At 55.5% G+C, this 26,108-nt stretch carries 21 protein-coding genes; 12 read left to right on the plus strand and 9 right to left on the minus strand.

Features of this window, described 5'->3' with window-relative positions:
* Positions 1–227: 227 nt before the first annotated feature.
* Positions 228–2,450 (plus strand): HEAT repeat domain-containing protein, encoded by a 2,223-nt coding sequence (locus ACR3E2_RS10155; RefSeq protein ID WP_480483832.1) that lies wholly within the window; start codon positions 228–230, stop codon positions 2,448–2,450.
* Positions 2,451–2,549: 99 nt separating this feature from the next.
* Here ACR3E2_RS10155 and ACR3E2_RS10160 read toward each other — a convergent pair whose 3' ends face one another.
* Positions 2,550–3,455, minus strand: a complete 906-nt coding sequence (locus ACR3E2_RS10160; protein WP_209598847.1) for a LysR substrate-binding domain-containing protein — start codon at positions 3,453–3,455, stop codon at positions 2,550–2,552.
* A 178-nt stretch (positions 3,456–3,633) separates the two neighbouring features.
* Between ACR3E2_RS10160 and ugpB the strand changes: the two genes are divergently transcribed.
* The 5 genes from ugpB (at position 3,634) to ACR3E2_RS10185 (ending at position 8,740) form a co-directional block, all read left to right on the plus strand.
* A complete protein-coding gene (ugpB, locus tag ACR3E2_RS10165) occupies positions 3,634–4,944 on the plus strand; it encodes a sn-glycerol-3-phosphate ABC transporter substrate-binding protein UgpB (RefSeq protein WP_480483833.1) in 1,311 nt (436 codons plus the stop codon).
* A 63-nt stretch (positions 4,945–5,007) separates the two neighbouring features.
* Positions 5,008–5,889, plus strand: coding sequence for a sn-glycerol-3-phosphate ABC transporter permease UgpA (gene ugpA / locus ACR3E2_RS10170; RefSeq protein WP_209505975.1), 882 nt, complete (start codon positions 5,008–5,010; stop codon positions 5,887–5,889).
* 20 nt (positions 5,890–5,909) lie between these two features.
* Positions 5,910–6,746: a sn-glycerol-3-phosphate ABC transporter permease UgpE gene (ugpE, locus tag ACR3E2_RS10175; protein WP_267365578.1), complete on the plus strand. Its 837-nt coding sequence runs from the start codon at positions 5,910–5,912 to the stop codon at positions 6,744–6,746.
* Between the two features lie 3 nt (positions 6,747–6,749).
* Positions 6,750–7,805: a sn-glycerol-3-phosphate ABC transporter ATP-binding protein UgpC gene (ugpC, locus tag ACR3E2_RS10180; protein WP_480483834.1), complete on the plus strand. Its 1,056-nt coding sequence runs from the start codon at positions 6,750–6,752 to the stop codon at positions 7,803–7,805.
* Positions 7,805–8,740 (plus strand): glycerophosphodiester phosphodiesterase family protein, encoded by a 936-nt coding sequence (locus tag ACR3E2_RS10185; RefSeq protein WP_480483835.1) that lies wholly within the window; start codon positions 7,805–7,807, stop codon positions 8,738–8,740. Before ugpC ends, ACR3E2_RS10185 begins: the two co-directional genes overlap by 1 nt.
* A 73-nt stretch (positions 8,741–8,813) precedes the next feature.
* On the opposite strand, the gene ACR3E2_RS10190 is transcribed toward ACR3E2_RS10185, so the two are convergent.
* Both ACR3E2_RS10190 and ACR3E2_RS10195 read right to left on the minus strand, forming a co-directional pair.
* Positions 8,814–10,499: a tryptophan halogenase family protein gene (locus tag ACR3E2_RS10190; RefSeq protein WP_267365576.1), complete on the minus strand. Its 1,686-nt coding sequence runs from the start codon at positions 10,497–10,499 to the stop codon at positions 8,814–8,816.
* 65 nt (positions 10,500–10,564) lie between these two features.
* Positions 10,565–12,091: a malonate--CoA ligase gene (locus ACR3E2_RS10195; RefSeq protein WP_480483836.1), complete on the minus strand. Its 1,527-nt coding sequence runs from the start codon at positions 12,089–12,091 to the stop codon at positions 10,565–10,567.
* A 280-nt stretch (positions 12,092–12,371) separates the two neighbouring features.
* Between ACR3E2_RS10195 and ACR3E2_RS10200 the strand changes: the two genes are divergently transcribed.
* Genes ACR3E2_RS10200 through ACR3E2_RS10210 form a run of 3 tightly spaced genes read left to right on the plus strand, consistent with a single transcriptional unit; the run spans position 12,372 to position 16,121 of the window.
* Positions 12,372–13,898 (plus strand): DUF4153 domain-containing protein, encoded by a 1,527-nt coding sequence (locus ACR3E2_RS10200; protein ID WP_480483837.1) that lies wholly within the window; start codon positions 12,372–12,374, stop codon positions 13,896–13,898.
* 13 nt (positions 13,899–13,911) lie between these two features.
* On the plus strand, positions 13,912–14,604 hold the full coding sequence (locus ACR3E2_RS10205) for a response regulator transcription factor (RefSeq protein ID WP_209505965.1): 693 nt from the start codon (positions 13,912–13,914) through the stop codon (positions 14,602–14,604).
* The gene (locus ACR3E2_RS10210) at positions 14,589–16,121 is read left to right on the plus strand and encodes a sensor histidine kinase (RefSeq protein ID WP_480483838.1); all 1,533 of its coding nucleotides are present in this window, start codon (positions 14,589–14,591) and stop codon (positions 16,119–16,121) included. Before ACR3E2_RS10205 ends, ACR3E2_RS10210 begins: the two co-directional genes overlap by 16 nt.
* 366 nt (positions 16,122–16,487) lie before the next feature.
* On the opposite strand, the gene ACR3E2_RS10215 is transcribed toward ACR3E2_RS10210, so the two are convergent.
* Positions 16,488–17,045 carry a DUF3604 domain-containing protein gene (locus tag ACR3E2_RS10215; protein ID WP_480483839.1) on the minus strand — a complete coding sequence of 186 codons (558 nt, stop codon included), beginning with the start codon at positions 17,043–17,045 and terminating at the stop codon, positions 16,488–16,490.
* Positions 17,042–17,902, minus strand: a complete 861-nt coding sequence (locus ACR3E2_RS10220) for a DMT family transporter (protein ID WP_480483840.1) — start codon at positions 17,900–17,902, stop codon at positions 17,042–17,044. Before ACR3E2_RS10220 ends, ACR3E2_RS10215 begins: the two co-directional genes overlap by 4 nt.
* A gap of 146 nt (positions 17,903–18,048) precedes the next feature.
* Here ACR3E2_RS10220 and ACR3E2_RS10225 point away from each other — a divergent pair, with 146 nt between their 5' ends.
* Entirely contained in the window at positions 18,049–19,407 is a 1,359-nt protein-coding gene (locus tag ACR3E2_RS10225) for an aminotransferase-like domain-containing protein (protein WP_480492812.1), read from the plus strand.
* 83 nt (positions 19,408–19,490) lie between these two features.
* Here ACR3E2_RS10225 and ACR3E2_RS10230 read toward each other — a convergent pair whose 3' ends face one another.
* Both ACR3E2_RS10230 and ACR3E2_RS10235 read right to left on the minus strand, forming a co-directional pair.
* Positions 19,491–19,892 (minus strand): VOC family protein, encoded by a 402-nt coding sequence (locus tag ACR3E2_RS10230; RefSeq protein ID WP_480492723.1) that lies wholly within the window; start codon positions 19,890–19,892, stop codon positions 19,491–19,493.
* A 105-nt stretch (positions 19,893–19,997) separates the two neighbouring features.
* Entirely contained in the window at positions 19,998–20,474 is a 477-nt protein-coding gene (locus ACR3E2_RS10235; RefSeq protein ID WP_480483843.1) for a cupin domain-containing protein, read from the minus strand.
* Between the two features lie 90 nt (positions 20,475–20,564).
* Here ACR3E2_RS10235 and ACR3E2_RS10240 point away from each other — a divergent pair, with 90 nt between their 5' ends.
* Positions 20,565–21,140, plus strand: coding sequence for a hypothetical protein (locus tag ACR3E2_RS10240; protein ID WP_480483844.1), 576 nt, complete (start codon positions 20,565–20,567; stop codon positions 21,138–21,140).
* 334 nt (positions 21,141–21,474) lie between these two features.
* Here ACR3E2_RS10240 and ACR3E2_RS10245 read toward each other — a convergent pair whose 3' ends face one another.
* Positions 21,475–21,807: a GlcG/HbpS family heme-binding protein gene (locus ACR3E2_RS10245; protein ID WP_480483845.1), complete on the minus strand. Its 333-nt coding sequence runs from the start codon at positions 21,805–21,807 to the stop codon at positions 21,475–21,477.
* A 1,295-nt stretch (positions 21,808–23,102) separates the two neighbouring features.
* The gene (locus tag ACR3E2_RS10250) at positions 23,103–24,698 is read right to left on the minus strand and encodes a GMC family oxidoreductase (protein ID WP_480483846.1); all 1,596 of its coding nucleotides are present in this window, start codon (positions 24,696–24,698) and stop codon (positions 23,103–23,105) included.
* Positions 24,699–24,807: 109 nt separating this feature from the next.
* On the opposite strand from ACR3E2_RS10250, the gene ACR3E2_RS10255 reads away from it, so the two are divergent.
* Positions 24,808–26,046: a TRAP transporter substrate-binding protein gene (locus tag ACR3E2_RS10255; RefSeq protein WP_480483847.1), complete on the plus strand. Its 1,239-nt coding sequence runs from the start codon at positions 24,808–24,810 to the stop codon at positions 26,044–26,046.
* Positions 26,047–26,108 lie beyond the last annotated feature (62 nt).

Consider the following 26,108-nt stretch of genomic DNA (forward strand, 5'->3'; position numbering starts at 1 on the left):
TTTCGCCTCCATGCGTTGGTCGCATTGTGCAAGGACGCGCGACGCCATGCAAATCCGACAACACGCAGAGCCGACAGATTGCCCAGACCGCTTTTGTCTGAAAACCCAGCAGTCCGGGCTTCCATTGCCATCCAGATAACAGGTCGGGGGATTTCAAAAACCGGAGCAAAACCGGTACCTTGAAAACCGGTTCCCAGAAAAATGGCTAAATGGTAGGCTGCGAGACTATGGAAAGCCGGCCAAATCGTCGATTAGCAGCCATCTTAGCCGCCGATATCGCAGGCTATTCAAGATTGGTTGGCTTGGATGAAGAAGGCACCATCGACAAGCTGCGCCGGATCCGCGCTGAAGTTATCGAGCCCTTGATCGCCGGGTATTCAGGGCGCATTGCGAACACAGCCGGTGATAGTTTTCTGATCGAATTCCCCAGCGCAGTCGATGCGGTTCGCGCTGCAGTCGAGATACAGGCCGAACTGTCGAAAAGAAACTCGGATACCGAACCTGATCGCGCAATCGTTTTTCGGATCGGTTTGAATGTCGGCGATGTCGTCTCGAACGCCGATGACATCCTGGGTGATGGTGTCAACGTTGCCGCACGGCTTGAGGCGCTGGCAGAACCTGGGGGGATTATCGCCTCGCAGGCGATTGTCGGATACGCGCGCAACAAGGTGCCCTTCGCCTTTACGCCAATTGGCCCGCAATCCGTCAAGAATATCGCGGACCCCATTGAGGCGTTCCGCGTCGAAACAGATGCGTTGACCCCGGCGGTAAAGCAAAAAACGAAGAAAGCGCCGCGTTTAATGAAGCTAGCTGCAATCCTGATCGTGTTGGGCGCGACCGGGTATATCGGGACAAAGACATGGGAAAAGGGTCAGTTGCGCGCTTCTGAAGCACAGATGGCTTACCCTCTGCCGGACCTGCCCTCGATCGCCGTGCTTCCCTTGACGAATTTCACCAGCGACGCGTCCAACAAGATGTTGATAGATGGCGTTTCCGAGGATCTGATAACGGACTTGTCCCGCATATCAGGGTTATTTGTCATCGCCGGAAACACATCCTTTGCATTTCAGGACCGCGACATTGATGTGGCAGGTTTTGCCGAGAAACTGGGCGTTCGCTATGTCGTTGATGGAAGCCTTAGACGTAGCGGAGAAGGTTTTCGGGTCAACATCCGCCTGACGGACACGTTGAACGGCAGATTGATCTGGGCGGAACGTTTCGACGGTGAAATCGATGAGATCTTCGACCTGCAAAACAACATTGTACTGGCGATTGCGCGCGAGTTGGATGTCCCGCTCGACACGCAAAGCCGGATTGCTATCGAAAACATAGAGACTGAAAAGATCGAGGCGCGCGAAGCGTTCCAGCGCGGGTGGGCGCTTTATTCACGCTTCAATGAACAGGACAATCTGGCCGCAATTCCGCATTTTGAGCGGGCTGTCGAGTTGGACCCGAATTATGCGCGCGCCTGGGCGATGTTAGCTATGGTACATTTGCGACCGCACATCTTCCACCACTGGTCAGGCTTTGCGAATGCTGAAGAGCAGATGCATATCGGGCTGTTCTATAAATACTACCGTGAACTGACGCATCAGGACACCTCGCTTATCCACGTCATCAGGGCAATAGTCGCTCTCAACCTTCCGGACTGGGACAGCGCCGAGGGTGTAAGTCGGGGAACAGAAGAAGCGAGACAAGAAGCCGCGAAAGCCATTGCCCTGCAACCAAGCGACCCTGAAGCGCATGTGACAATGGGATGGGCCTTGATCGCGGGTGGCGAGCCAGAAGAAGGGCTGGCATTTGTACAGGCTGCAATGCGCCTCGACCCGGAATACCCCAGCCACTACGCGCTATTTCAAGGTGCTGCGCTGTTTGCGATGAATGATCTGAAAGGTGCAGAGGCCGTTATTAGGTCTGAGCTGGACCGAAACCCGCAGGCAGTTGAGTTGATGCCATTTTCAGCGTCGGTTCTGGCCTTGAATGGCGATCGAAGCAGCGCGCGTGCAATGATCGAACAATGGCAGAATGGAAAAAACGAGAAGGTTCTGGGCGAAGCGGTGCGCGATTATTTCTTTATCGTGCGATGGATCGGCGAGCATCAGCATTTGAACAATCGCTTGAAAAACGGCCTTCAATTGGCCGCGCTTCCGCCGAGCACGACAGTTGCGAGCCTCAAAGCTGATCTGATGCGCGGAGATGCCAAGGAACAACGTGACGCGGCTCAGTCTTTGGCGCTCTTTGGAGCTGACGCAGCCCCAGCCGTTCCGGAACTGATCATGCTGTTGGGCAGCCCTTCGGTTTTTGTCAGAAAAGAAGCCGCCAACGCATTGGGTGAAATCGGCGGGAAAGCATCCCCCGCTTTGCCTGCATTGGAAGCAGCCGCAGACGGGTCTTTGTCGGGTAGATTTGCCGCCCGAGCCATTGAACAGATACGCGGAGCCTCACAATAACGACGACTTTGGGCGTATTCGATCCCTTGGCTCCTGCTTTTTCTGGAGAGTGTTGGCTGGAAACGCGGGCAGGTATCCTTCGTCCCGGTGACCGCAGCCTCACGCAAGTGTTCTGAACGCATTCAGACTTTCGCTGAAATGCTCGATGAACTCCAGTGTTATCAAAGACGGCTGCTTCAGAACCGGGCGTACCAGCGAAAGTGTATGCGGCAAAAACGGCTTGAATGGCCTGTAGCTTAGCCCCCGGTCTGTGTAATGGACAGCGTCCAGTTCGCTGACGATTGAGACACCAACGCCTTTTATGGCCAATTCACATGCCGCCGTGAATTGCCGGACTTCGATATGAGAGTTGAGTGTAACATTGGCCTGCTGAAATGCCTTCGAAAGCCGTCCGAAAAAGTCGCTGTCGCGCCGCGTATGTATGATGTTCTCATCTGCAAGATCGGATGGCGTCACCTCCGAGAGGTTCTCAAGCGCGTGATTTTTCGGGAATACGCAAACCGTGCGCACATCTACATTTCTGCTTTCGACCCCCGGATGACCGTTAAAGCCATCGGTGATTCCAAAGTCATATTGTTCGCCAACCATCCATTCCAATATCCGTTCCGGCCTGTCCGGTTCGATCGTCATGGTGACACCTGGCCGGTCTTTCAGAAAACTTGCCACAACATCCGGCAGATGGCTGGTGGCGAAACCGGGCAGGCAGGCGACGCGGATATGCCCGGCTTTACGCTGTGTGATATTCTGACTCGCGTCCGATATCTGCTTCATCAATTCCAGGACACGGTCCACGCTGGGTTGCAGATAGCGAACTTCCTGGGTTGGCACCAATCGCCCTTTGCGGCGATCAAAAAGTTGAAAACCAAACGATTTTTCAAGATCCGACAGCAACCTGCTGACAGCTGGTTGGCTCACCCCCAAATCGGCGGCCGCTGCTGTGACCGAACCATTGGTGGTCACCGCCATGAGTGCTTCCAATTGCCGAATTCTCAAAGTTTGTCTCATTGCAGACCCAGTTCCGCTTTTTTATTCACACTGTATAACATTGTATTATGTTTTTTGCCAATAAGTAGGGCTTGAATTATATTTCTGTAACGGTAACGTCGTGAAATCGTCATGTGTGTCGAATACGCGTTGCAGTCGGTACTCAACGAAGCATCAAACCTGATGCATGGGAGGAATCATGAAAAAGAATTTGCTTGGCGCTCTTGCCGTTACAACTGCCTTGTCCCCCTTGGCGGCAATGGCACAAACCGAAGTTCAATTCTGGCATGCCTTTACCGGCCGCCTTGGCGAACTTGTCAAAGCGCAGGTTGAAGAATTCAACGCCGGTCAGGATGAGTTTGTCGTGGTCGAAAGCCACAAGGGCAACTATTCAGAAACCCTGAACGCTGGCATTGCCGCTTTCCGTGCTGGCGAACAGCCACACATCCTGATGGTTTTCGAGGTTGGCACCGCAACGATGATGTCAGCAAAAGGCGCGATCAAGCCGGTCTACGAAGTCATGGCTGAAAGTGGCGCGTCTTTTGATCCCGATGCCTATATCGGCGCGGTGAAGGGTTACTACACCACCACCGACGGTGATATGTTGTCGCTGCCGTTCAACTCGTCCACGCCGGTCTTGTGGGTCAACCGCGACGCCATGCAGGCGGCAGGTGTTGATCCTGATACTGACCTGTCAACTTGGGAAAAAGTCGGCGATGTGCTGGAGCAACTCAAAGCCGGAGGCGAGGACTGCCCGCTGGTGACGGCATGGCAAAGCTGGATTCACCTGGAAAACCTGTCAGCCTATCACAACGTTCCGTTTGCATCGCAGGACAATGGTTTTGCCGGTCTGGACACAGAACTGATGCTGAACGGCCCGGTACAGGTCGCGCACCTGAGCGCCATGGGTGACTGGGCCAAGGATGGGAAATTCATCTATACCGGTCGCAGAAATGAAGGCGGCGCAAACTTCAGGGCCGGAGAATGTGCCTTGTTCACCGAAAGCTCGGCCGGGTATGCCGGGATCAAAGCCGAGGCCGAGTTCGACTTTGATGTGCGCCCGCTGCCGTATTGGGAAGCGGTCACAAGCGAGCCTCAAAACACCATCATCGGCGGTGCATCCCTATGGGTGATGGAAGGTCATGATCCCGAAGAATACAAAGGCGTTGGCGAGTTCCTTAGCTTCTTGTCCTCGTCCGACGTTCAGGCGGCATGGCACCAGAATACCGGCTATCTTCCGATTACCGCAGAAGCCGGTGAAGCGACTCGTGCGGCCGGTTTCTATGATGAAAACCCGGGCACCGATATCGCTGTGATCCAGATGACCGCGAAAGAGCCGACAGCAAATTCGAAAGGTCTGCGTCTGGGATCGTTCGATCAAATTCGCGGTATAATCGATGAGGAACTTGAGGCCATCTGGGCCGGTGAGAAAACTGCCCAGGAAGCCATGGACAGCGCAAAAGAACGCGGTGACGCGCTTCTGCGCAGGTTCGAATCGGCGAATCAATAAACCTCTGAAATCCGGTGCGGGCTCGGCAGAGCCCGCATCCACTTTTCCCGGCGGGTCATCAGGATGGAAAAACGCGTCACATTCCGCGGCTGGCTGTTGCCATTGGCGCTGATCGCCCCACAGGTCGTCATTTCTGCCGTATTCTTCTTTTATCCCGCTGCACAAGCTGTGTGGCAGTCGCTGTTCATCCCAGATCCGTTCGGGTTGTCGTCCAAGTTCGTCGGTCTGGGCAATTTTGAATTTCTGCTAAGCGACAAGTTTTATCGCGCATCCTTTGTAACCACGGCCGTGTTTTCGACGCTTGTTACGCTCTGCTCCATGATCCCGGCCCTGTTTCTGGCAGTCATTGCAGATCGGCTGATCAAAGGATCCGGAGCTTATCGGACGCTGCTGATTTGGCCTTATGCAGTCGCACCGGCGGTTGCGGGTGTGCTATGGCTGTTCATGTTCAACACGCGCGTCGGTGTCGTGTCGTGGTATCTTGGACAGCTGGGCTATGACTGGAACCACGTCTTGAATGGCACCGAGGCGATGGGGCTTGTGGTCGTCGCTTCGGCCTGGGGGCGCATCAGTTATAACTTTTTGTTCTTCTTCGCCGCACTCCAGTCGGTTCCGCGGTCGGTCATCGAGGCCGCAGCGATCGATGGCGCACGGTTCTGGCGCAGGTTTTTCACGATTGTCCTGCCGTTGCTGTCACCGACAGCGTTTTTCCTGCTTGTAGTGAATGTGGTCTATGCGTTCTTTGAAACTTTCGGCGTAATCCACACAATCACCGGTGGCGGTCCGCAGCAGGCCACGACCATTCTGGTTTACAAAGTCTTTTCAGACGGGTTCGTCGGTCAGGATCTGGGCTCGTCTTCGGCGCAATCGGTCATTTTGCTGATTGTCGTCGGCCTTCTGACCGTCATTCAGTTCAAGTACGTGGAAAAGAGGGTGCATTACTGATGGCAGCCCAACAGCACGGAATGGTCGAAAAGCGCGGAGCGGGTATCTGGCTGACACATGCCCTGATGATCCTTGGCGTCCTGGTCATCTTCTTTCCGATTTGGCTGGCATTTGTCGCCTCAACCGTTACCCAGCCGGAAGTTGTATCACCACCCATGCCGCTTTTGCCGGGTGATCAGTTCTGGGAGAACTACAAGGCAGCCTTGTTTTCCGGCGTGAATGTCCCCGTCGCAACGATGCTGTTCAACAGCCTTGTGATGGCCATCGGGATCGCAGTGGGCAAGATCGTCATTTCACTGCTGTCGGCATTTGCAATCGTCTATTTCCGCTTTCCCGGTCGAACAACGTTCTTTTGGCTGATCTTCCTGACCCTTATGTTGCCGGTCGAAGTGCGCATCGTTCCGACATTTGAGGTCGTGGCCGGGTTCGGCATGCTCAACAGCTATTACGGGCTGATCTTTCCGCTGATCGCCTCGGCCACGGCGACCTTCCTGTTCCGTCAGTTCTTTCTGACAATCCCGGACGAGCTGGCCGAAGCTGCGCGTGTGGATGGTGCCCGGCCTATGCGGTTTTTCATCGATATCGTCGTACCGATGAGCCGGACAAACATCGCGGCACTGTTCGTCATCCTGTTTATCTATGGGTGGAACCAGTATCTGTGGCCGCTGCTTATCACCACCGACCCTGAAATGAACACCATTGTGATGGGCATCAAGCAGATGTTCCCGTCTGGCGATGATGTAGCTGATTGGCCGGTCATCATGGCAACCTCCATTCTGGCGATGATCCCGCCGGTCATCGTGGTGGTGTCGATGCAAAAGCTTTTTGTCCGCGGCCTTGTCGATAGCGAGAAATAGAAAATGGCAACAGTAACCCTGGAGAATGTCAAAAAGAGCTTTGGCCCGACAGATGTCATACATGGCATCGACATCCACATCGAAGATGGCGAGTTCATTGTCATCGTTGGCCCTTCGGGCTGCGGAAAATCCACGCTGTTGCGGATGGTGGCAGGGCTTGAGACCGTGACCGCGGGTGAAATCCGGATTGGTGCGGAACGGGCCAACGAAAAAGAGCCGATGGATCGCGACATTGCCATGGTGTTCCAGAACTATGCGCTCTACCCGCATATGTCGGTCCGGCAGAACATGGGTTATGGCCTTAAGATCGCAGGGTTGCCCAAGGCTCAGATCGATCAAAAAGTGACCGAGGCGGCCAGGCTATTGCAGCTTGAACCATTGCTGGATCGCAAACCCAGGCAACTGTCAGGCGGCCAACGACAGAGAGTGGCTATGGGTCGCGCGATTGTCCGCGAACCTGCTGTGTTCCTGTTTGACGAGCCTCTTTCGAACCTGGATGCCAAGCTTCGCGTGCAGATGCGGCTTGAGATTCGTGAGCTTCAGGAAAAACTGGGGATCACGTCGCTTTATGTAACCCACGATCAGGTTGAAGCCATGACAATGGCCGACAGGATGATCGTCATGAACGGCGGTATCGCCGAACAGGTAGGCACACCGCTAGAGGTATACGAAACACCAAGAACCCTGTTTGCGGCGCAGTTCATCGGCAGCCCCGCGATGAATGTCTTTGAGGCCCGACGCGAAAACGGAACCGTCATGATTGGTGGGGTCGCGGTTGGTTCGTCGCAGGGCCCTGATACTGCCTTCAAACTGGGGGTACGACCCGAGCATCTATTGCTGGATGACAATGGCCCGATTGACGCCATGATTCAGATGGCTGAACCACTGGGGGCAAACACGCTGTTGCACGGTCAACTGACCGGCTCGGGCGATCCGATCACGATCAGCCTTCCGGGTGTGCACCCGATCGAAGGCCGACATCCGAACATGCGGTTTTCTGTGTCCTCAGACCATATGCATATGTTTGACCGATCCACCGGTGAAAGGCTGGAAGGCTGATGGCATTCCCTCAGGTCGAGGCTTTCCGGGGGGGCGACAACCTGATCCGCATCGTAGGCCACCGGGGTGCGCGAGGTGTGTTGCCTGAAAACAGCATGATTGGCTTCGACTTTTCGCTGTCCATTGGCGTGCCGCTTCTGGAGTTTGATGTTGTCCTCACGGCTGACGACATCCCCGCCATAACCCATAATCACCGGCTGCACGCCCCCAGTTTTCGCGATGCTGACGGTCAGTTTTTGACCGGGGAAGAGCCGAAGGTTTCAACTCTGACGTTTGAGCAGATTCAGAAGTTCGATATCGGGCGGTTGGATGGGAATTCTGCCTATGGTCGGCGATTTCCAGATCAGGCGCTAATGGATGGCGTTCGCGTTCCAAGACTGCTTGACCTGCTGGATCTAGTGAGTGACCCCCAACATAGCGATGCCTGTCTGATGCTCGAGCTGAAATCGGACTCCGATTTGGCCCATGACGCGCGCTACAGAGAGAAGTTTGTCAGTCTTGTCCTGCAAGAGGTTCGTTCCAAGGCCGTGTCGTCGCGTGTGGTGCTGCACAGTTTCGACTGGAATCTGTTAGAAGAATGTCAGCGGCAAGCGCCGGATATACCATCTTCTTATCTGACCCAACTTCCCGAAAACGCCGAGGATTTAGGGGAGGATTCGTCCAAAGCAGTCTGCCCGGATTTTCGCGGCCGCGAAGGCGATATTCCGCGATTGGTTAAGCAAGCGGGTGGCTCACTGTGGTGCCCGTATTATGCGGATGTAACTGCTGAAAACGTCGAACTGGCCAAAGATTTGGGCCTTTGCGTTGCGGTCTGGACGGTCAATGACCCTGAAGATATTGCCAGGATGATCGACCTGCGTGTGGATGCCATTGTTTCTGATTATCCGGGTCGGGTTCAAAGGCACTTGTCTGACCGGGGTAAAAACTGGCGCTAAACCGCCCTGAAGGCCGGGGCTGAATGCCTCGTCCTTCAGTTTCTTAAATTTCCTTCGTAAGGGCAGAGAACCGCTAGAACAGTTGCAAATCCTTCGCGCCGCTTTGGATTTCAGCAAAGTTCGGCATGTTCTGGATCGTAACAGGTGCGGGTTTCGTGCCCGGCATCGCAACCGTCGGTTTCGCCACGTTCGCCATCCCAAAGACCGGTTTTTCCAGCTCACCCCGGATATCGCGCAGCAGCGTTTTATGATCCGGCATCACTTTGACTATCTGCGCAAGATCCTCTTTCGCACGCTGCATGCCCTGGAACCAGATCACTTTCTTCAACGGTCGCAAACGATCTCGGATGCCGGTACCGTAACCCGTATCATAGACCTGTTTACCCAACAGAACCGTTTGATAAACACGATGGTCAAACAGCGTGGCAAATTCCACATCGTGATCCATCGGCAGACGGTGCTGCCACAGCTCCAGATTCTCGGCCAGCCGATCCGGTATCTTCATCTCTGTCCGCGCGTCGATCCAATAGGGATCATCCTTTCGGTTGCCCAATCGGTAGTGCAGGCAGATGAATTCCAGAACCTCGTTATAAAGCTTGTCCATCTGCCGGTTGTATCTTGCCCGCAGTGACGGTGCGACGTCGCGCGTCGGCAAGTGTTCTGCAAACCAGCGCACTGCGTGGTCAATCATGTGGATCGCGGTACTTTCCAACGGCTCGATAAACCCGCCGGACAGACCAATTGCCACACAATTCTTGACCCAGGCATTGCGCACGCGCCCGACGCGCATCGGGATGATCCGCGGTGTCAAACCCTTGCCGCTGTCACCCAGCCATTCAAGATATTCGTCGGCCGCCTGATCATCCGTTCGATGCGCCGAGGAGAACACATAGCCTGTACCCACACGATTGTAGAGCGGCACCCGCCACGTCCACCCCGCGCCCAGCGCGGTCGACCGCGTGAGGCTTTCGATTTTATTGGGATTGCGGTGTTCAACCTGCAACGCCATGGCGCGGTCATTGGGCAGATAGTCCGAATAATCCAAAAACGGCTCGCCCAGTGCCTGATTGATGATCAGGCCGCGGAACCCGGTGCAATCGATGACCATTTCGATGTCATGACGTCCTGCCCGCTCCAGCATCAGATGGCTGACGTTGCCTTGTTCATCCAGCTCGACCTTCTGTACCTCGTCCTGGATATGCTCGACGCCGCGCTTTGTGCAGACCGTGGTAAGCATACCCGCAAACTTCACCGCATCCAGATGATAGGCATAGCCAAAACGCTGTTCAAACTCGGGCTGACCCAGCTGCCGCGCGCCTTTGCACAGACGTCCCAGATGATCGTGAGGCGAGATGGACTGTGTAAAGTCCCGCTCTCCGTTGCCAAAGCGCAGGAAATACTCGGCGGCGTCCAACCCTTCCAGCATCTGGCCATGGGCAAAGGGGTTCACGTAATCGATGCGTTTTCCTTTGGGGTCTTTGTTCCAGTTGCAGAACTTCACACCCAGCTTGAAGGACGCGTTTGTCTCGCGGAAAAAATCCCGTTCGGAAATGCCCGCCTGACGCAGCGTGACCGGCATGCGCGGCACCGTAGCCTCACCAACACCCACGGTCGAGATATTGGGGCTTTCGATCAGGCAGATATGTGGTCGGTCTTTTGTTGCTGAAGTGCGTGAAAACACCATGTCCAGGATCAACGCGGTCATCCAGCCTGCCGTGCCGCCACCTACGATGGTGATTTTGCGCAAACGATTGTTCATATTCTTCTGTCCCCATTGGTTTTGAGGACTATATCAAGTTTCCGACGCTTATCTAGGCTCTGCCATTATGTGCCTTGTGACCCGGCTTTGAACATGTCCCTAAACTGGTCACGCAAGATGTTCTTTTGGACTTTTCCCATTGTATTGCGGGGCAATTCACCCAGTTGAATAAGCGTGCGGGGATGTTTGAACCGCGCCAGGCTGTCGCGCACTGCAACCATGACCGCGTCGAGATCCGGAGACTGCCCGGGTTCCGCTACAATCAGGCCCAGCACGGTTTCACCGAAGTCGGGATGCGGCACGCCGATCACTGCGCTCTCCAGAACACCGGGGTGGCTGTCCAGAACCAGCTCAATTTCCTTGGGGTAGATATTGTAGCCACCCGAGATGATCAGGTCCTTGTTGCGCCCGACGATATGGACATACCCATCTTCGTCGACCCGTCCCAGATCACCGGTGATGAAAAACCCGTTTTCGCGCAGCTCGGCAGCCGTCTTTTCCGGCATCTGCCAATATCCCTTGAACACGTTTGGGCCACGCACTTCGATCTCACCGATTTCACCCTTCGGCAAGGGGTCGCCGACTGCATCGCATATCTTCAGTTCGACCCCCGGCAAGGGAAACCCGACCGTGCCCGCGCGACGTTCGCCGTCATAGGGGTTTGAGGTGTTCATATTGGTTTCAGTCATGCCATAGCGTTCTAGGATACGATGCCCGGTACGCTCCTGGAATTGTGCATGGGTATCCGCCAGCAATGGGGCCGAACCCGATACGAACAAGCGCATATGTTTGGTCAGCTCGCTGGTAAAACGCGCGTCTGCCAGCAGGCGCGTATAGAAGGTCGGAACGCCCATCATCGACGTGGCTCCGGGCATTCTGTTAATGATCTGATCCGGGTCGAATTTTGGCAGCCAGATCATGCTTCCGCCGACAGCCAAAATGATATTGGTGGCCACAAACAGCCCATGCGTGTGAAAGATCGGCAGCGCGTGCAACAGAACGTCTTCCGACGTGAACCGCCACTCTTTGACCAGTGTCCGCGCATTGGACAACAGGTTGTTCTGGGTCAGCATCGCGCCTTTTGAACGTCCGGTGGTGCCCGACGTGTAAAGAAACGCCGCCAGATCCTCACCGTCCCGATCCACGGTCGCAAAGCTGTCTGGCATTGCAACCGCCAGATCCATCAGCGAGCCCGAGCCATCCGCATTCAGCGTTTCCACCCTGCCCCCAAAACGCACGGCAATCAGGGTCAGTTGGTCTTTGCTTCGGCCATCGCAGACAACAAGTGACGCGCCGCTGTTTTCGATGAAATACGTCAGCTCGTCCACGGTATAGGCGGTGTTCAGCGGCAGGAAAACCAGACCGGCCTGCGCGCATGCTGCGTATAGCGCCAGCGCCTCAGGCGATTTATCGACCTGAGCCGCAACCCGGTCCCCGGGTTTTAGGCCCAGTTGCGTGGCCACATGGGCGATCCGGGCGGCTGTGCTCAGAAAGTTTTGATAGGTGACGGTCGTCCCGTCTGTCAGGTGCAGGAAAGCCGTATCTTTGTCGGCGTGAATGCCAAACAGATCATCATAGAGAGGGTTAGCCATGTTCGATCCTCCGTTTCCCCAGCCATAACGGCGAACCGCTTCTCAGGGGAAGGTTCAACTGTGTCACACTGCGCTTTTGCTTGCAGTTCAATGTCTGGACACGTCGCATTTATTGCGCGGCGCGAGTTGCAGCTCGGAAATCGTGGTTGGTAATGCCTTTCACCGCCTCTGCACATTTTCTGCACGAAAGCCCCATGAAGGCTGCGGATACGTCGCGCCAAAGATGCAATCGCCGCAGGCATTCTGCCGGGAACACAAACCTGCAAGCAGGAGACGGGACATGAGGCAGGAACTGACAATTCGCGGCGTGCCGGACAGCATCGTGCTGGACGCGTGGTGGCTGGGAAAGATGGACGAAGTCCCCCGATGGAGAGGCAACAGACGACAGCAGAGTGGTTCTCTGATGTCTACTCTGAAAATGCGCCATGCAATCCCGCTTCTTGCATCGCTGGTAGCGCTTGCTGATTGGTTGTTTTGGGAACAGCCTCTAGGCATTTCTGTCTCAGTCTTCGCGCTGGTCTTGTCCGCCGCTATCGTAGCGATGAAACCCCGGCGTGCGACTGCAAAGGAGTGGCTCGTAGCCGCCGCATTTGCCTTGATCACCAACCTGCCGGTGGCCATCGATTTGCAGCTTCTATCGTTATTGTTCAGCCTCGCTGGTTTGGTCAGTCTGGCCACCTGGGCGTTATTCGGTCAGGCTGTAAACGAACGTCTGCTGCTGCGAACCGCCCTGCGACTGCCTTCCATCGGTGCGACGCTTTTGCTGCGCGATACATGTCGCACCGCGGTGGCCGCCGATCTTGGGTCCGACAGCCGCCGCCACGCAGCATCGCTGGCCTTGCCCCTGCTATTGGGTACGGTCTTCCTTGCGTTGCTGGCCGCCGCCAATCCGGTGCTGGAAGACCTTCTGGCCGAGCTGGACCCAAGTCTCCTGTTCGAAGGGTACTTCTGGCTGCGACTTCTGTTCTGGAGCGTGATGGCCTCGCTGCTGTGGCCGTTCCTAAACCTCAGCGAACTATGGCTGGGCGGCATTGCCCGCCCCGCCACCATGCCAAAGACAGGCCCAAGCCGGGCCGCATTTCTGATCAATCCAATCTCGGTGCGCAATTCGCTGTTACTGTTCAACCTGATGTTCCTTGTACAAACCGTGATGGACCTTGGTATCCTGACCGGGGGTGTATCCCTGCCTCAAGGGATGAGCTATGCCGCTTATGCCCATCGGGGCGCTTATCCGCTGGTGGTTACGGCCCTGTTGGCGGGCGTATTCACTCTGGTCACTCACAGCATGATCGGTGCGGACCGGACGTTGCGCATTCTGATCTACACGTGGTTGGCGCAGAACGTGTTCCTGGTGATGACAGCTGCTATCAGGCTGCATCATTACGTCGACGCCTATGCGCTAACCTATTTGCGGGTGGCCGCCTTTATCTGGATGGCACTGGTTCTCACCGGATTGCTGCTGACCGTGGTGCAAATCCATCGCGGCTTCGATACAATCTGGCTTCTGCGGCGTTGTTTTGCAGCGCTTCTGGTAGTCTTGTATACTTGCAACTTTGTGAATTTCGCATCAGTCATTGCCAGCTATAATCTGAGCCACGGCAGCGCTCTGATGCAACAGGACACTGGTTACATATGCAGCCTTGGTGCTGATGCTTACCCAGCAATCCGTGATCATGAAACCAGAACCGGACAGCAAGTCTGTGACGCGTGGATGCGATATGATCTGAAAAAGGATGCAATCACCAACTGGCGCGAATGGGGCTTTCGGAGATGGCGGATACAAGCCTATTATCGGCAGCAGAGTTGAAGGACCCCATTTGATGCCTGCACGCATTCTTGTTGTCGACGATGATCCGGATATCCTTGAGGTAACAAGGTTCGCGATTGAAAAGGCAGGCTATGCGCCACTTCTGGCCAGCGACGGCCTGACCGCGCTTGATACAAACCGCCAGGAAAGCCCCGATCTGATCGTGCTGGATATCGGGCTGCCCGAAAAGGATGGTCTGGAAGTATGCAGGGAAATCCGCAAATCCTCGGACGTGCCGATCCTGTTCCTGACCGCCCGCGATGACGAGGTCGACCGTATCGTCGGGCTGGAGCTGGGCGCCGATGATTATCTGACGAAACCCTTTTCCCCACGCGAATTGGTGGCCCGGATCAAGGCCATTCTGAAACGCAGCGCTCCGACACCTGCCCAGCCCGATCCAGTGTTGTCGCAAGGCAGCCTGCACCTGGATGCAGAGCGTCACCTGTGCAGGTTCGCTTCAACGCCCGTGACGCTGACCGGTTCGGAATTTCGGCTGCTGGCAACTCTGATGGCCCGTCCCGACCGTGTTCTGTCAAGGGCGCAGCTGATCGATGCGCTTTACGGCTACAACATCCACGTCTCGGACCGCACCATTGACAGCCATATACGCAATGTCCGTGCCAAGCTGGCCCAGGCCGGCTGTGCCGAAGGGATCGTGACCATTCACGGTGTCGGCCTCAGGATGGGTGCATGCACGCCCGGCTGAACCGCAAATGGCGCCCCAGATTGTGGACCATCGTTCTGCTGGTGCTGGGCATTGTCCTGTGCCTGCCCTTTGCCGGGCTGATCCTGTTCCGTTTTTACGACAGTCAACTGGTGCAACAGACCGAAGAAAGCCTGCTGACACAGGCTGCGGTCATGTCAGCGGCGTATGCCGAGCTTTATGCAGATGCAGCCGGGATCAAGCCGCCCCGCCCGAGTGCAATCTCAACCGAGCACGCGGTGTTTCCATCGCTGTCGGTCAATCGCGAAACGGTTCTGCCGCCGCGCCCGGACGCGCGACCGGCAACCGTTCGACCCGGTTCGGTTTATCAGGCCATCGCCGCCCCACTTAGCCGCATCGCCAACGCTGCCCAGGCGCAAACCCTTGCGGGTTACCGGATGCTGGACGTCGATGGGAACGTGTTTGCCGGTACTGCGGAAATCGGCCAAAAGCTGGGCCATGTTGACGAGGTTCGCGAGGCCCTTTCAGGGAAAACCGTCTCGGTCGCGCGCACCCGCGTGCGAGAGGATGCAACGCCTGCGCTTTATACCCTCAGCCGCGGTGCCCGCGTGCGCGTTTTCGTGGCGATGCCAGTGTTCGTGGATCAGACCCTTATCGGGGCGGTTTACCTAAGCCGTACCCCGAACCATATTTTCCGCTTTCTGTACGGCGAACGTTTCAACCTTGCCAAAGCCGCGGCATTTGTTGCTTTGTCCACGGCGCTAATCGGGTACGTGTTCTGGCGGTTCATCACCCGGCCGATCCACCTGTTGATCCAGCGCAGCCAGATGGCGGGCCACGGTGGTCAGGCATGGGAACCACCAGACCAGCTTGGCACGCGGGAAATTGCGGATCTGAGCCAGAGTTTTCAATCGCTGACGGAACGCTTGCAGGACAAGCAGGACGGATTGAAAACGTACACCGCCCATGTCACCCACGAGCTGAAGTCACCCCTCACCGCCTTGAAAGGCGCGGCAGAGCTGCTGCGCGACGATGATTTGTCACCAGCGCAGAAACACCGCCTGCTGGACACTGTGGACAAGGGCGGAAAGCGGATGGAGGATCTGCTGGCCAACATGCGCGCCTTCAGCCTGGCCGATCAGAGCGCCATTAACGGTACATGCTGTCTGAACGACATCACTGATCAGGTCGTCCAGACTTTCCCCGCGCTTGCGATCAAGACTGAGAACGATCACCTGCCCTTGCCCGTCGCGGCACCCACCCTGCACATCATGCTGACACATATGCTTGAGAACGCTCAGCAACACGGCGCGCAGAATGCCGTGCTGACAGCCTATCAGGTCGACGGTGTCATCTGCCTAAAAATCGCAGATAATGGCGCCGGTATCAGTGAAGGGAACAAGGACAAGGTTTTGCAGCCCTTCTTTACGACAAAAAGAGAGGCCGGTGGCACAGGTATGGGCCTGAATATTGTCAAAGCGACCATGGAAGCAATTGGTGGGCAACTCAGTGTTGTGCCAAGCAACCAAGGCGCTTGTTTTCTTCTGATTTTTAATTAATCGGGCGCGCAAGCCGCCTGTAAAAGGGGCAACATTCGCTGTTCAGAAGCTCGGAGGTTCTGTCTATCGAACCGCAGTCGCAGACTTTGCGCTTAGCCGCCATTCGCTCTGACACCGCTGCGCGTTTTGGCACATCAATGTCCGAGTGGCGTCAACTTTGCTAAGGATTAGTTCGGGTTGATCACCAAAAGTGAGACAGGTCCGACGCTTTCCAAATGGCTCTTTCCGAACGCCGCCGCCAGCATATTGTTCAGGTTGTGTCGTGTCTTTCCACCGAGACCTGTTTTCGCACGAGAGGCGGTACCACTCTCAACCGCACCATCGAACAGTCGATCGCGTTATTTTCAACCCAAACTTGGCAATCAGTCAGCCTTGCGGCGTGTACCAGATTGGAGACGTGTAGGCACGCTCCTGCTGCGAAGTAGGAGCGCCTTCAGGGATGTCGATACCGTAGCGGTATGCGTCGTAGACGTACCAGGGTGGTGTCGGAATCTCGAGCACACGCGCGTAATAGAAAGCCGGGCGCGCCGGGTCGAATTCAGGATCAATCCAGATTGTCGCAAGTTCCGCGGCACCAATGGTGTTGGTCCAGGTTGCGGAAGCAACATCCACAGTATCACCAACGGGCGGAACCTTTCCGTCGCTGCCAGTTTCGCGTTCGTCTGACCAGGCGACGTCAAAGACTTTCTCATCGGTCGTCCCGTCCTCATTGAGCCAACCTTTCACGATTTGCACGCGGTCGAGGTTAGCGCCAATTGGATCACGAAGGGCTGCCACCATGAACCTTGGTGCCTGTGCACCTTCGGAGGGGGCCCTAAGGTCGGCACCCATCGGTACGCCTTTTGCATATCCAACCGTCGCCGGAATGCGGGCTGCGACCGCGGCTTCCGACTTGGGCAGTGGATGGCAGGAGTGGGCCGTCACGCGAAACGCTTTGCCCCCGCAACGCAAATCACCACAAAGATCGTGACACTGATCATGGATGGCGCAACGGGCTCGGCGAGCAAAAGAGCCGCAAGAGTCAAACCGAAGAACGGCTGAAGAAGCTGAAGCTGTCCAACGCCTGCTGTGCCGCCAAGTGCAAGGCCACGATACCAGAATATGAAACCGATTAGCATCGAAAAGATCGAGACGTAGCCTAGACTGAACCAGACCGGCAAGGTCAGCTCGTTTAACGTGGGAGGCCATGTCAGAATCGCGAAAGCAGCCATAATAGGTAAGGATAGAACCAGCGCCCAGGAAATCACCTGCCATCCGCCCAATCGGCGCGACAACTGCGCTCCCTCAGCATAGCCCAACCCGCATGCCACGATCGCCGCTACCATAAAGAAACCGCCAATGAGCGAACCGCCAGCGCCTTGGGAGAGCGCGAAACCAACGACGGCGGAGCTGCCAAGGATTGAGAATACCCAGAACAACGCGGTCGGACGCTCACCACCACGCAGCACGCCAAAAGCAGCGGTGCTCAAGGGCAATAAGCCGATAAAGACGATCGAATGCGCAGCTGTGATGTGTTGCAGTGCCAGTGCCGTCAAAAGCGGAAAGCCGATCACCACACCGAAGGCAACTACAACAAGAGAAATCAGATCCGTGCGCAAGGGTCGCTTCTCTCTGAAAAGGGCCAACAAGAAAATTGCAAGAACCGCCGCCAGAACCGCACGGGCTGATGTCAGGAAGAGCGGGTCTAGGCTACTTACAGCCACCCGCGTGGCGGGTAGTGATCCGCTGAAGATCAACACACCGAGTAGTCCGCTGCCCCAGCCAGAAAACGAGGAGTTCATAAAGAAAGATCCCTTTTGGGACCTTGTAGCTGGAGTGGTGGGAAAAATGCAGATACAAAGCGATACAATTCACGTAAACTGTACTGTTCATCAGTCCCATACAAAGGCAATCTTATATGGCCGTTGCAACCCGTAGAGCTCTTGTGATGGAACACATAACGCGTCTCATCCGATCGCGGGCACTGGGTGCGGGTGAAAAACTTCCCTCGGTCCGGGGCCTCGCAACGCGCTTGGGCGTGTCACCTTCGACAGTGGTTGAGGCCTATGATGTCTTGGCTGCAAAAGGAGCTATTTTTGCTCGACGCGGCTCAGGTTTCTATGTGTCAGACCGCGTACAGCCGTTCGAGGTTTCACAGACCGGGCCGCTGCTTGAGCGCGAGATTGATCCGCTCTGGGTTGCGCGACAATCGATTGACGCCAGCGAGGGCATGGCAAAGCCTGGATGTGGCTGGATGCCTGCCGATTGGATGCCTGTCGAGTCGCTCCGGCGAGCGATGCGCCGAGTGGCACGTGGCAACGACAATATGCTTACAGATTACAGCTGTGCACAGGGCCATTCTGGTCTGCGCCAGCATGTGGCACGAATGCTGTGCGACCAGAACATAGAGGTAGATCCCGATACTGTTTTGCTCACCAATTCCGGATCGCTGGCGCTGGACTTGATTTGTAGATTGCTTCTCAAGCCCGGTGATACCGTTTTGGTAGATGATCCTTGTTATTTCAACTTTCAGGCCCTTCTAAGAGCGCACCAGATTTCCATTGTCAGTGTGCCCTACACGCCTATCGGCCCCGACCTTGCCGCATTTGAAAACGTGCTTTTGAGAGAGCGCCCACGGCTCTACCTGACCAACTCGGCATTGCACAACCCAACGGGCGCGACACTCACTGCAGCGACTGCACACCGTGTGCTGTCTTTGGCCGAAACCTATGATTTGCAGATCGTGGAAGATGCTATTTTCTCTGAGTTCGAACCTGATCTTTCGCCAAGGCTGGCTTCACTGGATGGGCTGAATAGGGTTCTCACGATTGGGAGCTTCTCCAAAACCCTTTCTGCATCGTTGCGATGTGGATACATAGCAGCGCGCCCTGACTGGATTGCGTCTCTGACTGAGCTTCAGGTTGCGATCAGCTTCGGAGGCCCCAGCCCAATGGTGACAGAATTGCTACATTCAGCGCTCACTGATGGCAGCTATCGCAAACACATGGAGGCGCTTAGGGACAAATTGGATCGCGTCCGCGCGCGTTCAATCGAAGAATTAAATACGCTGGACATAAGGCCTTTCGTGAAGCCCAGAGGTGGATTTTATCTATGGTGCGAACTGCCCAACGGGCAGGATGCTGCTGCGATGGCGCGAAAAGCTCTTAAGAAAAATGTTGTTTTGGCACCCGGAAATGTCTTTAGCCCAACTCAATCAAAGAACTCGTTTCTACGTTTTAACGTAAGCCAGATGGCCGGAAAAACACTATCGCAAGTACTTCGTGATCTGATGAGTGACGCTCAATAAGAACGTCTGCTTCAAGGAACGGTCAAAGACTTTGCCCCTCTAGGTAAATGTCCGGTTAGGGCCGCAAGGAGTTCGGCCTTGGGTTAATCGGTATTGGCAGCAATGACTTCTATTACATTACCGTCCGGATCCTGAGCAAAGAACGACCGACCATTCCAGGGCAGACTGTCGGGCCATGAGCGTTCGCGAATGATCATTTTCAGGCCTTCGAAACGGGACCGCTCCAGATCGTATTGGGCGTCGGGAACCTCAAAGGCGATGTGGTCGAGCGTTGAAAGCGAAGCATCGATGGAGTGTCCTCTCTCGAATAGAGCGAGAAGTTGCGGGTGCCCGACTTTGCCCAGCGGCGAATTCAGTGCGCCGACTTCCAGAAAAACCACACCGGCTTCGCGGTGATGGAATTTGAAGCCCAGAAAATTTTGATAGAACGCAATTGCCCGGTCCAAGTATTCAACACGAATGGCGATTTCTGCGATGCGAAACATGGTAGTGGTCCTCTCTTGCGGGCGCACACGCGATGCCATTGTGACATTCAAAAAAACGAAGCATTGACCATAAGCAGCCGCTGATAGCCGTCGATTCATCGCTCTTTAGGCGCGGTGATCTGCAACCTCCGGCGCGAGTATCGTCATGCCCAACGAAGATGCTTTTGCAACCAGGGCCGGGATATCTGGAGGACCGCTCGGCGGCAAAGGCCGCGTTGCGCCCTCGGGCAATTCGGATCCGACGGACGTAAAGAACCGCTCGTGCATCACGCCGGGGGCGTTCACTATCAGTAGTTTCGCTTCCTCTGAGACACCGGAAAAGGCGTGTATCGCTCCATCAGGGACTGTTAGAAACATGCCTTTCTTCGCAACGATGTCTTCTCCATCGACGTGAAAAGCAACTTCACCATCCAGTACGTAGAATGCTTCCATTTCGCCGGCGTGCATATTTGGTGGGGCACCTGCGCCCTTTGGAACAATGCACTCTATGACGCAGTACTTGCCGTCGGTTTCGTCAGGATACGCCAGAAATTTAACGACATTTCCCAAGACATCGTAGGTGCGGTGACGTTGGACGTTCATTGGCTTCTCCTTGTTGATTCTAGTTCGCATTTACGCAATTATGATACATATGTCTCATTATGAGGCAAGTGTCTTATTTTGGAGTGCTTGATGGCGCCAAGTCTCAGCAAACGATCCAGAACCCGCGAAGCGATTCTTGAGGGCGCGCGAAGTCTGATGTTGCGTGGCGAAACCGTAACTGTTGCGGCCGCAGCGGCAGAGAAAGGAATTTCGCGCGCGACTGCGTACCGGTATTTTTCGGACCCGCAGATTTTGGCCAACGAAGCAGGACTTGCCGTGGCTGTGCGTCCTTACGAAGAGGTGGTCGCAGGACATGAGGGCGCACGGAAAAAAACGATTGCGGTCGCTCTGTATATTTTCGACCTCTCAGTCGAAAATGAAGCGGCCTTCCGTCAGTTCCTTGCGCGTAGCTTGGATGCCTGGCTCGTGCATGGTCCCGGCGACAGGCGCGGCGCGCGGCGTGTCGAAATGTTCAGAAACGCCCTTTGCTCGGCAAATCTTTCACCCACTGAGAAGACCCGTTTGGTGAACGGGCTGACAGCAGCATCAGGTTCGGAGGCCATGATAGCTTTGTATGATATTGCCAAAACCGACCCAAAAGCGGCGCGCGCTGCAATCCGCGATGTCGCCGAGGCGCTCCTAGACAAGTTCGGAGTCACCGAATGAAGTGCGCCGCTTCCGACCGCCAAACGTGGTCGAGCTAAAGACTGCGCGCCAGGCAAGACATCAACGCCAAACCAAATTGACCATCTTCCGCACAAGCTGCGCGGTGTTCAACGAAGTACTGAGCGCACAGCCAAGGTCTGCGAGACTGGCTGCGGTCGCAGCGTCAGACCAGAGCGCTGAGTGTCTGTTGGGGGCCGCGAGTGATGGTGTTGCGCAGTGCACAAATATCCACTTCTTGAATAATGTCGCCCAGGGCAAACGCCTTTTGATTGACGCACAACCGCGGCCCATTGCGCTGCAAACAGCTCCGCATGCCGTGGCGGTAAAACTCGATTCAATCGCCCAGACCAATAGCCACCAAACCAGCCAGAACGCACTGAATATCATCAGGACCGGCTGCGCCGGACACACCCATAGCACCGATCAATACACCGTCTTCAAAAATGGGAACTCCGCCATCCCAAGCACACAGGCCCGGACGGTTCAGCAGACCCATCTCCAAATTCGGATGCGAGGACATGCGTTCAGCAAACGCCCGCGTGGTTTTTCCCAGACCTCGAATACCATGGACAGGTGCCATGTCTTGAACCCGATGTAGCTGGCCAAAATAGATGCTGTGATAGATGTCATCCCGGTCGCCCCCAAAGATCCAACTTTCATCACCCAAATCTGGCGCGCCGATTTCATACCCCCGCGGCCGTCACCGCCGCGACACGCCGCGCAGTTTTCCTCGAAAATCAATCCATCGGCTTTAGCCGCCGTCGCATCATGTTGCTGTCCAGACAGGGACAAATCAAATTCCTTGACACCTTTGACCTGCTGTTTTCGATCATGCCATCCGCTCCAAAGGCAAGCATCTGTGCAATCCTTGTACCGTCATGACGCGCGTTACTGTCCCCTTGTGGGCCAGTGGGATTTGGGCAAGCCAAACGCCCCTGCCCATCAGGGGTAAGACGCTGCCTTCCCCCTCGGGCAACCTATTAGACAAAACCGTGTCCTCGGCTGTGCCTGCGGGCCGCACCACTATTGTCGAATAGCATTGCCTCGCCCCCATCCGCGTCGCCATGTGGCAGATCAGCAGGAACAGGCGCTTTCGGCGCCTTATCTGCAAATCAGTCCTGATTTTCCCAATAGGAAGTCAGGATCAATGAAATCGGTCTAAGTGCTGGCTGAAGGAAGTGAGGCGAAAATGGCAAGGTCCTGTCGCTGGTGCAGAACTAATGTCGCCTTTTAGGGAAATGTGGAACGTCACTGATATTTGACTCAATCGACAGCCAAAACCTCAACAATTCTGCAAATCGCGTCATTCAATTCTGACCCAAACGTCAAGCATTTCTGACCCAATCTGAATAGCGGTCCTTCATCAACGCTGCGGCTAAGGTCTCAATAGAGCCCTGAGCGGCCCTCTCAAATTTACGCTGCGTGTGCATAGTGTAGCGAATTTTCTGCGCAGGCGAAAAAGTCCGCGCCGCCACGCGGCGGCGATCTCGGCCATTCGCGCATCGCGCAGCATTTATTGAGGTGGGAATTTACAAGTCGCGGACTTAGCAGCCAATAGCGTTCACCGACGCAGTGTCGGCACCCAGACAATTAGGGAACATTCAAGTTCGCGACCCAGGGCTGTGTATGTCTATCTCAGCAAGTGCAGTACTTGTACGCCTAAAAATAGGAAAGCGGACGTTAAGAGTTGAACTTTAGGAAAGTGTCTGCGTCCGCTTATGCATGCTTCGCGAGGTTGGTGTGGTGTTAAGTCCCTGCGCTAGATGCTCCACAGATCATTGACCAATGGTCGCTCCCAGATCACTGTCAGTCATGACTCATGAGTCATGAGTTAGGCAAAGCGCAAGTTGCGACCAGACTCCACCGACCAAACAGCTTGAGCTTGCGCGAATGGCGCACTGATCCATCGGTTGCGAGTGTTTTGGGCATTTTGCATGGCATGCGGACAAGACGGAGGGACTGTCAGGCATCTGCACTTATCAAGTCGCTTGCCTTTTCGCCTATCATAATTGCTGGCGCATTAGTGTTGCCACTGACGATATCCGGCATAATGGAGCAATCAGCTACCCTTAGGTTCTTTATTCCATGCACATTTAGTTTTGCGTCGACAACGGACATGCCATTGCTTCCCATCGCGCAAGTTCCGGTTGGGTGATAGATTGATGCGGTGTTGGATCTGGCCCAATCTAGCGTGCCTTCGTAATCGTCGCAACTCAGCTCTGCCGTCGGTCGAAATTCCTCGGAAATTTTTGAAGCCAGAGGGGCCAGTTTGGCAATCCCACGTGCGATATTCACGCCATCGACGATCGTTTTGCAATCCGTTTCCGTGGACAGGTAGTTAGGGACGATTTTGACGTGTTTAGACGGATCGGGACCGTTCAACCGCAATTCTCCGCGGCTTTCCGGGCGCAGTTGGCACACCGACATCGTGAACGCTGAAAACGGATGCACTCCCTCGCCAGGACTGTCAGCGGACCAGGGTTGGACGTGAAACTGAATGTCGGGGGTTTCAACCTCGGGGCGGGTTTTCATGAAACCGGTGGCAAGGCTGGCGGCCATGGTCATCGGGCCTGCGCGGAACAGCGCGTATTTCAGGGCAATTCGCGCCTGATTGAACAGGCTGCGGACTTCGTCATTCAAAGTCGGCTCGTTACATTTAAACACAAGCCGCGCCTGTAAGTGATCCTGCAAACCCTTGCCGACACCCGGCAGGGCGTGCAGCGGTTCGATACCGTTTTCCTTTAGATGATCTGGGTCTCCGATTCCCGACAACATCAGAATTTGGGGGGAATTGATCGCCCCACCGGACAGAATGATCTCGCGCCGGACTTTTAGAGTTTGTTCAGCACCCGAACGATCCCGATAAACCAGTCCGGTTGCCTTTTTCCCTTCTAAAACCACCCGCGCTACCAAGGCATTGGTAATGATGTTGAGGTTCTGACGACCCCGGATAGGTTTTAGATACGCCACGGCTGCGCTGCAGCGTCGACCATTGCGGGTGGTCAACTGAAAGTACCCGACGCCCTCTTGTTCGGCCCCGTTGTAGTCTGGATTGAACGGATAACCTGCGGCCTGCGCTGCAGCGACCCATGCGTCGCAGATGGGACGTTGGATGCGCATGTTGGACACAGACAAAGGTCCACCGACACCGTGGAATTCATCCTCGCCGCGCTCTTGATCCTCGCAGCGTTTGAACAGTGGCAACACGTCCTCCCAGCCCCAACCTTCGTTGCCCATCTGACGCCAACGGTCGTAATCCTCTTTCTGGCCGCGCACATATAGCAACCCATTCAAAGAGGATGACCCACCCAGCACCTTACCGCGTGGCCAATCGATGGATCGACCGTTCAGGCCGGGATCGGGTTCGGTCCGATAACACCAGTCGACCGATGGATTGTGCATTGTTTTGAAATAGCCAACAGGGATGTGAATCCACGGGTTCGTATCGCGGCCACCAGCCTCAAGCAGCGCAACCGTCGTATTGGGATCAGCGCTTAGCCGATTGGCAATGACACAGCCCGAAGACCCCGCGCCAACAACCGCATAATCCACCTCCATGACTGCCTCCTCCGAAAGTTGCTGAAAAAAACTCTATGCAAGTTGATCGAATTATACTAGCCTTTTTTGATACAAAACGTCTCAATAATTGTGATCAGGGAGGTAAGCAATGGAGATTGGTCGGAAACTAAGTGGTATTTCGCGTCGGAATTTCTTCCGAGTTGCGGGCCGTTACGGCATGAGCTCGACCTTATTGGCAGCAGGCGGGTTCGGTGGCGCAATGAGCCTGGCGAATCTGGCACAGGCTGCCGAATCAACTTACGAGAAACGCTTTTCGAAAGAACCGAAGCACACGCTGAAATTCGGCGCGTCGGGCTTCAACACCCGCAACCTGCTGATTGAACGCGCAGGCGCAATCGAGTTCGCACGGGATCTGGAAGAGCGAACGGATGGCGAGATTCGGATTGAATTCATCGGTGACAATCAGATCTGCGGACAGTTGAGCTGTGTTGAGAAGACACAGCAGGGTATCGTCGACATCTATGCGGCATCGACCCAGAACTCTGCCGGCGGTGCGCCCTATCTGAACGTGCTGGATTACGCGTATATGTTCCCCAGTCGCGCGGCACAGTATCATTTCTTCTACAGCCCGGCGAGCCAGCGCATCCTGCGTGATCCGCTGGAGAAACGGCATGGGCTGAAGTTCCTGTTCACTCATTGCGAATTGCGCGGTCTGCAAATGGGATCGACCTTTTCAGACAAACCGACCGTCACCAAACTGGAAGAACTGTTTGGCACCAAAAACCGCGTGACCGGCACGCAGTTGGGCCGGATTGCGATGCAGTTATTGAACCTGAACCCGGTGCCGGTGGCATGGGAAGAGACTCTGGACGCGCTCAAGACTGGTCTGATCGACGGGGCCGAAACATGGGCCTCGGCCGTTGCCTATGCCAACATGGCGCCGGTGGTCTCGCAGTCAGTGAACCTGAAATTCTTCTGCGGAACCGAACATACCTCAATGTCAGCAAAGGTGTTTGATGGGCTGAGCGGCGAGTTACAGGATGCTGTGATGGAATCTTCGTACTTTACGCAGGCGCTGATTCAGGGCGCGAATGAGGCGGCGCTGTTGAACACCGTGGGCTTCTCGGACCCGCAACTGCCTGACACGATCTTTGCCGAAAACGGCGTGCGCCCGGCATTTCTGGCGGATGATCAGATCAAACTGGCCGAGGAAATGTGCGCCCCAAACTACAACCCCGAGCCCTGGGCGCAATGGCGTGAACGCCTGAACAAATGGGCAGGTGGCATCGATACCTATCAGGAAATCTATGACATCGCGCGTGAGATTCCAGCCGATACACTACCGGAAAATGTCGAGCCGCGCCGTTGGTGGAAGGGCGAAGCCTGATAAACTTACACGAACCGGCCCCAGGCGGGCCGGTTCATCCAATTACCGACTGGGAGGACGGG

It is taken from the genome of Ruegeria sp. AL7, from assembly GCF_056536105.1.